Annotated in this window: 8 protein-coding genes; 5 read left to right on the top strand and 3 right to left on the bottom strand. The window is 64.7% G+C overall.

What is annotated here, in order from left to right; all coding sequences use genetic code 11:
• The first annotated feature begins 81 nt into the window (after positions 1 to 81).
• The 3 genes from NATGR_RS09975 (at position 82) to NATGR_RS09965 (ending at position 3,089) form a co-directional block, all read left to right on the top strand.
• Positions 82 to 855 (top strand): endonuclease V, encoded by a 774-nt coding sequence (locus NATGR_RS09975; protein ID WP_005577513.1) that lies wholly within the window; start codon positions 82 to 84, stop codon positions 853 to 855.
• A 651-nt stretch (positions 856 to 1,506) separates the two neighbouring features.
• Entirely contained in the window at positions 1,507 to 2,424 is a 918-nt protein-coding gene (locus tag NATGR_RS09970) for an SDR family oxidoreductase (protein ID WP_005577518.1), read from the top strand.
• Positions 2,425 to 2,498: 74 nt separating this feature from the next.
• The gene (locus NATGR_RS09965) at positions 2,499 to 3,089 is read left to right on the top strand and encodes a hypothetical protein (RefSeq protein WP_005577520.1); all 591 of its coding nucleotides are present in this window, start codon (positions 2,499 to 2,501) and stop codon (positions 3,087 to 3,089) included.
• A gap of 566 nt (positions 3,090 to 3,655) precedes the next feature.
• On the opposite strand, the gene NATGR_RS09960 is transcribed toward NATGR_RS09965, so the two are convergent.
• On the bottom strand, positions 3,656 to 5,263 hold the full coding sequence (locus NATGR_RS09960) for an MATE family efflux transporter (protein WP_005577522.1): 1,608 nt from the start codon (positions 5,261 to 5,263) through the stop codon (positions 3,656 to 3,658).
• Between the two features lie 448 nt (positions 5,264 to 5,711).
• On the opposite strand from NATGR_RS09960, the gene NATGR_RS09955 reads away from it, so the two are divergent.
• A complete protein-coding gene (locus NATGR_RS09955; protein WP_015233531.1) occupies positions 5,712 to 6,374 on the top strand; it encodes a helix-turn-helix domain-containing protein in 663 nt (220 codons plus the stop codon).
• A 64-nt stretch (positions 6,375 to 6,438) separates the two neighbouring features.
• On the top strand, positions 6,439 to 6,792 hold the full coding sequence (locus tag NATGR_RS09950; protein ID WP_005577526.1) for a DUF7344 domain-containing protein: 354 nt from the start codon (positions 6,439 to 6,441) through the stop codon (positions 6,790 to 6,792).
• Positions 6,793 to 7,005: 213 nt separating this feature from the next.
• Here NATGR_RS09950 and NATGR_RS09945 read toward each other — a convergent pair whose 3' ends face one another.
• Positions 7,006 to 8,157, bottom strand: coding sequence for an ArsA family ATPase (locus NATGR_RS09945; RefSeq protein ID WP_005577528.1), 1,152 nt, complete (start codon positions 8,155 to 8,157; stop codon positions 7,006 to 7,008).
• Between the two features lie 48 nt (positions 8,158 to 8,205).
• Positions 8,206 to 9,306, bottom strand: a complete 1,101-nt coding sequence (locus tag NATGR_RS09940) for a pyridoxal phosphate-dependent aminotransferase (protein ID WP_005577530.1) — start codon at positions 9,304 to 9,306, stop codon at positions 8,206 to 8,208.
• Positions 9,307 to 9,380 lie beyond the last annotated feature (74 nt).

The raw sequence follows: 9,380 nt of genomic DNA, 5'->3' as shown, positions 1-9,380 counted from the left end.
GAAAACGGCTGCACCGGTACTGACTGACAGCAAACCGTCCAACCCTAGCACTGATTTCCGTCGGACGGCAACACCTCGCCAATGCCTACACGCCCCGATCTCGCACCCGAAGCCGGGCTCTCGCGCGACGAGATGGAACCCCTCCAGCGCGAGATCGCCGACGCTGCCGTCTTCGAGGACGACGTCAGGTTCGATCCCGCTGCGATCACGACCCCACTCGAGGCGGCCGCGAGTGCCGACGACTCCGCACCGATCGTCGCCGGCGTCGACCAGTCCTTTCTCGACGACGACCGCGCGCTCTCTGCCGTCGTCGCCACGCAGGCCGGCGAGGTAATCGAACGCGCCCACGCCGTGACGCCCCTCGAGATCCCCTACATTCCCGGGCTGCTCGCCTTCCGCGAGGGCGGGCCGATCCTCGCGGCGCTCGCGGAACTGTCCGTCGACCCCGATCTGTTGCTGTTCGACGGCAGCGGCCGCATCCACTTCCGGCAGGCAGGGATCGCGACCCACGTCGGCGTTGTCCGTGACGTACCAAGTGTCGGCGTCGCAAAGAGCCTTCTCTGTGGTGAGCCGACCGAATCCACCGAGAACCTCCCCGCAGGAACACGGGTGTCGATCGAGGCGAACTCGAGGGTCGACGCCCCCGACGGCACCCTGCTGGGGTATGCCGTCCAGACGCGCCAGTACGACTCGCCGAACCGCCACATCAATCCCCTCTACGTCAGCCCCGGCCACCGCGTCGGCCCGGAGACGGCTGCCGACGTCGTGCAGGCGCTTTCCTCGCAGTACAAACTCCCCGAACCCGTTCGGCTGGCCGACAGCTACGCCGAGGAAGCGAAGTCACTCGTAGAATAGCGCTCGAGAGCAGTACAGAAATGCTGGACGCTGGTTGATGGAGGAATCCGAAGAAAGAGTGAAACCAGAACGACCCCGAAAGCCCCCGGCCCCTTTCAGTCCCACCCACAGATCCGCTTCCTCCCCAGCCGACTCGTTCGTGCCCGGGCTCACGGCCTCCGGCCGTTCGCCGTCCGCGACGCGGAACGTCGCGCTCTCGCTCACTCCTCCCTCGCGCAGCATGGACGACGCGCCCTCGCAATGCTCGAGCGCGTCGCCACCGCACGCCACGGGGCCGGGAGCGCGGCCCGAGCACTGCGAGAGCCGCGCGACCCGGGGAAGGGCAGGCTGGTGCCATCGGGCGGGACTGATACGGATTACTGTAACGATTTACCGGCGCAACCGCCGCCCGGGTCGCAGTTGTGCCGAAAATGACTTACAGTAAACCGTATGAAAGGGGCCGATCCGGTCAGAGAGCGTGCCGACCAAAGCACCGCAGCGACCATCGGGAGCGAGGAGCGCACGTCGGCAGGCGACTCGAGCGGATCGGGGGCGGTCAGGTTGGTCGCCTCTGGAACATTGCGGACAGAACAGAAAAGATACCGATGCAGACGTTACGAGTAGCGCGACAAACCATCGATACTTAGGTATCGTCTCACGAATGTCTTCCACATGGCCACCGCTGACGACGAGGGTACCGACGGTTCCGCCGGCGACGATCCGGAGACGGCGACCGGTGAGGGGAGTGACGACCGCTACACGCGCAAACGGTCCGTCCTGATCACGGGCTGTTCGTCCGGGATCGGCCGTGCGACGGCCGACGCCTTCCTCGAGGAGAACTGGCAGGTGTTCGCGACGGCTCGCAACACCGACGACATCACCGAACTCGAGGAGGCAGGCTGTACGACGCTCGAACTCGACGTCACTGATCCCGACCAGGTCGCACGCGTAGTCGAGCGAACCGTCGACGTCGCCGGCGCGATCGACTGTCTGGTCAACAACGCCGGTTACGCCCAGATGGGGCCGCTCGAGGACATCTCTACGGCCGACCTCCACAGACAGTTCGACGTCAACGTCCACGGTCCGCACCGACTCGTCCGCGCCGCGTTACCGCACATGCGCGCCCAGGAGGCGGGCCGGATCGTCAATGTCTCGAGTGCGGCGGGCCGGGTTTCGTTCCCGGGGTCGGGCGCGTACTCGGGCTCGAAGTTCGCGCTCGAGGCGATGAGCGACTCGCTGCGTGCGGAAATAGAGGAGTTCGGAATCGACGTGGTCGTCGTCGAGCCCGGGCCGGTCGAGACGAACTTCACCGAGCGCGTCGACGAGGAGTTACCCGAGAACGAACGGACGCCGGCCTACGAGACGCTGTACGAACTGTACGACGAGATGCAGTTGATCGGCGGTGGAAGGGGCGGTCCCTTCGCCTCCGAACCCGACGACGTCGCCAGAGCGATCCTGACCGCGAGCACGACGCCCGACCCGCCGGCCCGCTACCCCGTGGGACCGCTGGCACAGTACGGCGTCTACGCCCGGTTCCTCCCGGATCGGCTTCGCGACGCCGGCTACGCCGTTCTGCGGAAACTCGTCTGAATCCAGCCGAGCCGCCGACACTCGAGGTGTGACGGAACGTTCTTGACACTGAGCCGAACATACTCTCGTGAGCCGTGCCCTCCGACTCCAAGTCCACGTCTGGCGTCGTCGCGCTCGCGGATTCCGTCTCCAACCTACTGTATGGCATCGCCGGCTGGTCGCTGGTCGTCCTCGCGCTCATGATCGCCGGGGCCGGCGCTCGCATCCTTCTCGAGTTCGAGACGACCGCGATGACCGCAGTTGGCGCGGCGATCCTGTTCGTCCTCGCGTTCGTCACCGCGGCGTTCGGCGTCTTCGCCAACCCCCGGTTCCGAACGCGACTCGAGCGCCGACACGGGCTCTCGACGTTCGGCCGCGTCCGCAGCGTCGACCGACGCACCATCCAGCCCGACGAGGAGTGCCACGAGCAGTGTGTCTCCTGCCAGGGTCCGGTCGAGAAGGGACTCGTCCGTCGCTACCGCGAGGAGTACGCACTCGCAGGCATTCCCGTCTACACGAGTTCGGTTGGGTACAACCACTACTGTCTCGGGTGTGCCTCGAGCGAGGTGTTCGGAAAGCCACACGCCGACACACCGCCGGAACCGACGACCGTGCCGCCCGTACAGTGCCGAACGGACCCCGCCTGCTGTAGTGTGAGACAGCATCGCTCGATCGTCGCAGGATGACTCTCGAGTCGTGGGCTAGGTCCGGGACCGTGGCTGGACTGGACGCCAGGATCGTCTCGAGGAGACGTGCTTGCTGGTCGGCCGTCGGTTCGTCGGTCGGCATCGGGAATGTGCGAACTGCTTTGGGTGCATGGTATCAACCACCGCACTGATCCCCACGTAGTGAGAACGAAAAGCCAGTAGCCACGAGAAAAGGTTTGGACGAGTACTAGTAGCGTCCCAAGCGTGGACCGCCTATTTGAGAGTTGGTCCAAACCGATCACGATTCTCGATCAGAAGTACAGCGCACTAGCCAGAGTAGACTTGGGACGGTACTAGTGCTTTGGCAAGCCTGAACGGATGAGTGAAACCGAATGCGGTCGTCTGAGTTCACTCATCAGTCGACGCTTGGCGGAGTACTAGTGCTTTGGCAAGCCTGAACGGATGAGTGAAACCGAATGCAGTCGTCTGGGTTCACTCAGCAGTCGACGCTTGGCGGAGTACTAGTGGCGGGCCAAGCCTGAACTGAGGGGTCGAATCTGGCGGTGTGGCTCGATTCGACCCGTCAGTCGACGGTTGGGACGGTACTAGCTCGCGGCACTGTCGGAGACGGTCTCGTCGGCGTTCTCGTCGTCGATGTACTTCTCTTTCCAGGTTCCTCGGGCGAACCAGGCGGCCCCAACGATCGCACCGAGAACGTTGCCGACGGCCATCCCGACCCAGATGCCGGTCGGCCCCCAGTCGAAGACGAACACGAGCGCGTAGACACTCCCGACGCGGCCAACCCACAGCGTGAGAATCGAAATGAGCATCGCCGTGGTCGTGTTGCCCGCGCCCCGGAACGCACCGAGCATCACCTGTGAGACGCCGATGAAGGCAAACTCGACCGATCGAATCCGGACGTACTCGACACCGTACTCAATCGTTGCTGGCGCGTCCGGGACGTCCCCGAGGAACGCACTCACGATCGGTTCGGTAAAGGTCACTGCGATCACTGCGACCAGCAACATCACGCCCGCGCCGGTCGAGGCGGCGATCCAGGCCGACCGCGCGGCACGGCGTGTCTTGTCGGCTCCGAGGTTCTGCCCGACCATCGTGTCGATCGCCCGGCCGAGCCCCATCGCCGGCAGGAACACGAGCGAAATCAGTCGGTTACCCAGCCCGTAAGCGGAGACGACCGGCGGCGAGAAGGTGACGACCATCGCCGTCAGCGTGATCATCGCCAGCGCGCTCGTGCTCTGTTCGACCATGCTTGGAGTGCCAAGCCGGACGATGTCCTCGATCAACTCGAGGTCGGGCCGGAGGTGCTCGAGGCCGACGTCCGGGCCAAGCGACGTTGCGAACAGTAACCAGAGTCCGATCCCGGTGCCGACGCCGCGGGCAACGATCGTCGCGACCGCTGCACCTTCGATCCCCCAGCCGGTAAAGCCGACTGCGGCGAACAGCGTCGCCTCGAGGGTCTCCAGCCCGAGCCACGTGAAAAGCGGGTTGTCCTGGAAGCCGAAGATGAGAAACGGATCGAGGAAGACGTTGATGACGACGGAGACGACCATCACGAGCATCGGCGTCCGCGTGTCGCCGTGCCCACGCATGAGCGCGGAGAACACGAAGAACCCAAACATCAGTGGGAGGCCGAGGAAGAAGACCTCCATGTAGTCGGCGGCAAGCGGGATGACGGTTGCAGCGGTGTCGGGATCGCTCGGGAGAATCTCGAGTGCCGGCCGGGTGTAGAAGTAGCCTGCGACACCGAGAACGACCGAGAGTATGGCGACGAACGAGACCGTCTGTCCGGCCACCATTCCCGCGGAACGGTCGCCCGACGCGCCCGTATACTGGGCGACCAGGATCGCACCCGCGGTCGTGAACCCGCCGGCGACGGCGATAAGCAGGAAGATCAGCGGAAAGGCGAGACTGATCGCGCCGACTGCCTCCGCCGAGAGCCGACCGAGATACAGCGTGTCGACGACGTTGTACGTGACTTGCAGCAACTGGATGACGACGATCGGCCAGGCCAGGTGAAAGAGCGGTTTGACGAGACTCCCGTCCGTGATCGAGCCGCCCATCCGATCGGAGTCAGGACCCGAACTCGAGGAGGTATCGCCGTCGGCGTCCGGAGACGCGTCGCTACTCGCCCCCGCTTCGGTCTCGGTCGACGAGTCCGATCCGGAATCGGACGGCGACTCCGGCGGACTCATCGGTTACTCTGTCGAACTGGCTCAGTTGGGGAGAGATCGCGGGCAACGTAGCACGCACGGGACCACCCGGCGGACTCAAGCGAGCCCAGCGACCGAGACGGCACCGGACTGGTCGGTCCCATCGACTCGACGCTCACTGACTATTGGGTCAGCCAGCGAAAGTAAAGCTCTTTCGAACCGGGACTCTCCACCGGAACGCGACCAACAACGAGCAGGCGACCGGGGCCCTGGCCGCTGTCGCAGTCCACGGCCACTCGTCTTCCCGGCACAGAGATCAGACAGGCAACCGGTCGAGCGACAGCGGTCGCCCACGCGAGACTTCCGCGGTCGTCTGCGACGCGTCCGACGCCCCAGGAGAGAGCGAACGCACACGAGTATCGACGGACGGCACCGTGCTGGCAACACAAACCGTGAGTCGTATTACGGGGAGGGCGAAACGAATCGCCAGATGGCTACCGAGGCGACGTTTACGCTTCCGGCGGATCGCTTTCCGCTCGGGAGCGTGTTCGAGCAGTTGCCGGACGCGACGATCGAACTCGAGCGGGTTATCCCGTCTCGAGACGCCCTCGTTCCGTACTTCTGGGTTCGGGGCGTCGAAACCGACGGCATCGAGGAGTTCTTTGCCGACCAACCGGAGATCCGACGGATCGAACTTGTCGACTCCGTCGAAGACGAGCACCTGTTGCGGGTCGAGTGGGCCAGCGACCACGACGGCATCCTGCACGCGCTCACCGAGACCGACGTTCCGCTCGTCGAAGCGGTCGGCACCGACACACAGTGGACGTTCGACGTTCGTGGCGACGACCGCAGCGACATCGTTTCTTTCCAGCAACGCTGCCGGGAACTGGACGTTCCAATTACGCTGCGGAATCTCCATCCGCTCACGCCGACCGACTCGACCGTCGAGGCGGTGCTGACCGAACCACAGCGAGAAGCACTGGTGCTCGCGTTCGACCGTGGGTACTTCGACTCGCCACGCGCGGTCACGATGGAAGAACTCGGTGACGAACTCGGCATCTCCCAGCAGGCGGTCGCATCTCGACTCTGGCGTGGCATCGATCAGCTTCTCGCAACGACGCTCCCAGAGACGACGCGACGGCCCGAAGCGTAGCTACAAAAACAGGTTGTATAGCTAGAAGTAACATTGAGTGCGATAGCAGGTTGCTGTTGGAGTGATGTGTAACGATGCGATCGAATTCGATACTCTCCTCGACCTGTGTCGACACGTCCGGCGTCGCGTCGTTCTCGGTGTGTTCATCGACCGATCGGAGTCGACGACGGTGACAGCCCTCGCGGAAGCCGTCGTCGAACACGACTGCGACGCGTCGGCAACCCCCAGAACCGGCCGAACGAACGCCACGATCGCATTGTCTCACAGACACCTTCCGAAACTGGACTCGGCAGGATTACTCGAGTACGACTCGACGAATCACCTAGTAACACCGACGTCGACGTTTGACCGGTGGAAACCCCAGATTGGGGCAATCGTCGAGGCCGACCCCGAACTCGAGACTCCGATCGATCTCTAGTGGCGGGCCAAGCCTGAACTGATGGGTCGAATCTGGTGGTGTCGCTCGATTCGACCCGTCAGTCGACGGTTGGGACGGTACTAGTGGCGGGCCACACCTACACTGTGGGTCGAGCCCGGCGACCAGCGTGCGATCGAGTCGGCACTGCGGTCCAGTGGCGACGATAGACACATCAAAAACGGGCGACAACCCGCCGACGACGCGGCGGGAAGCTCAACGGAGACAGGCTGCAACGACCGCGAGCATTCGGTCACCCCTGACTTCGTCGGCAAACAACGGGACGCGTTTGACGTCAGTGCCGCGAAACAGCTCCTGTGCTTCGGCCAGCGCCGACTGCTGGACGTCCCAGCGTTGCTGGCAGAACTCGCAGTCGTCCAGATTCGGCTGAAGAAACGCCGCGTCGCCTTCGACGGCGTCGGTAACGTCCGACAGCGGCTCCATCACGCGGTTGACGACGACCGTCCCGACCGGAATCGAAAACTCCTCGAGTTGCTCGCGCAGCCGTTTGGACTCGAAGACGCTCATCTCCTCGGGCACGAGGACGATCCGGAAGTCCGTCCGCGCCGGGTCTCGCAGCGCCGCCCGGAGCCGTTCGATGCGTTCTCGAAGCACCTGCAGATCCTCGAGGTCTCCGGGGTCTTCGGGTGGCTCCTGCCCGCCGAACATCCCCTTCATGTTCTCGAACATTCCGCCGATTCGCTGGCGGAACTGGAGGATGCGCCCGACCATCGTGTCCATGATCTCGGGCAACTCGAGCAGCCGTAACGTGTGGCCCGTCGGGGCGGTGTCGACGACGACGCGCTCGAACCGGTCATCGTCCAGGTACTCGAGCAGGAGTTGCATCGCGGCGGCCTCGTCCGCACCGGGCATGGAGCCGCCAAAGAGCGCGTCCATCGGTGAGTCGTCGCCGAACATGTCGCCGAGACCGCCGAGCGGTCCTGCACCGCCACCCGGACCGCCGTCGCCGAGGAACGCCGCCTGTCCGCGCTCCATGGCGGCTTCGGGATCGATCTCGGCTCCATAGAGAGGGATGTCCTCACGGAGTCGCCCCGGGTCGGAGGGAACGTCGGTCTCGAACGTATCCGACAGCGAGTGTGCCGGGTCCGTCGAGACGACGAGCGTCCGGACGCCCGACCGGGCGCTGTCGAGCGCGGTCGCGGCCGCCATCGTCGTCTTCCCGACGCCGCCTTTCCCGCCGTAGAGGACGTAGTCCGGCCCCTCGATCGGTTCGCCGGCAGGATCGACGTCGACAGTCCGGCGTTCGTCGGTGTCGTCGACTGAGTCCGTCGGCGTCACCTCGATGGTCGTGTCGTCGTCCGCGCTCTCGGCTTCCCCGTCGACCGGCTCGACGTCGATTCCACTCATACATCTCCGTTCCCCGCGCCCACACGAGTATTCGTCGGTCTCGAGCGATTACTCGAAGTACGCCGCCAGCCGGTCTGCCGCCTCCTCGACCCGCGGCGTCACGAGCGCGAACCGGAGCCAGTCGGAGCGGGAGTCGCCGAACGCGTTACCGGGCATCCCCGCGACGCCGGCCTCGTCGATCAGTTCGAAGACATTCTCGAGCGTCCCGGGATACCCCTCGAAGCGCGCCATCACGTAGAACGCGCCCTCGGGCGTCGTGTACTCCGCGCCCGTCAGATCTAGGGCGTCGGTGAACGCGTCGACGCGCTCGCGCAAGCGGTCGCGGTTTCGCTCGTAGTAGTCCGGACCGGTCCCGCAAAGTGCCTGCAAGACGGCATACTGCGACGGCCGGCTGCCGGCCACGTTAACCAGCATGTGCCGGCTCTTGGCGTTTGCGACCAGTTCCGGCGGGAAGATAGCGTACCCCACCCGGAAGCCGGTGATCGCCAGCGACTTCGAGAAGGCGTTAGTGACGATCCGGTGATCCGAATCGACCGCGAGCGCGCTCGAGAAGTTCCCGGAGAGGTCGAAGTGGTCGTACACTTCGTCACTGATCAGGACGGCGTCGTACTCCTCGGCAATCGCGACGAGTTTCCGCATCGTCTCCTCGGGATAGACCGCACCGGTCGGGTTGTTCGGCGAGTTGGCGACGATCGCAGCCGTCTCCTCGCTGGCTGCCTCGCAGACATCGGCCGGGTCGAGCTGGCCGTTCTCGTTCGCCGCGACGAACGACTGGGTCCCGCCGAGCATCGTCGTCTTCCCCGGGTAGTAGGGGTAGACCGGGTCGGTGAGGATAATCTCGTCACCCCGATCACGCTCGAGTGCGCGAGCCATTGCGAGGTAATTCGCCTCGCCTGCGCCGTTGGTGACGACGACCTGTTCGCGGTCGACCCCCCGGCGTGCAGCGATCTCCTCGCGCAACTCGAGCAGCCCCTCGCTGGGTGGGTACTGGAACGCATCCGGCTCGCGATCGGCGTACTCGTGGAGGCCGTCCCGTAGCGCCTGCGGGGGTTCCCAGTCGGGATTCCCGCTGACCATGTCGATGACGTCGCCCTCGGCCTGCGAAGCGTACTCCATCACCCGAAAGAAAAGCGGCGTCTCGTACTCCATACGGGTACGTCCGGCTGGGGCGTACGTCGTCTTTTCGTTCTGGCCGGTCGTCGAACCGCGCTTTGACAACGCTC

The sequence above is a fragment of the Natronobacterium gregoryi SP2 genome, from assembly GCF_000230715.2.
Classification (GTDB): domain Archaea; phylum Halobacteriota; class Halobacteria; order Halobacteriales; family Natrialbaceae; genus Natronobacterium; species Natronobacterium gregoryi.
Note: the sequence above shows the minus strand (reverse complement) of the source record. Positions and strands in the feature narration are given on the sequence as shown.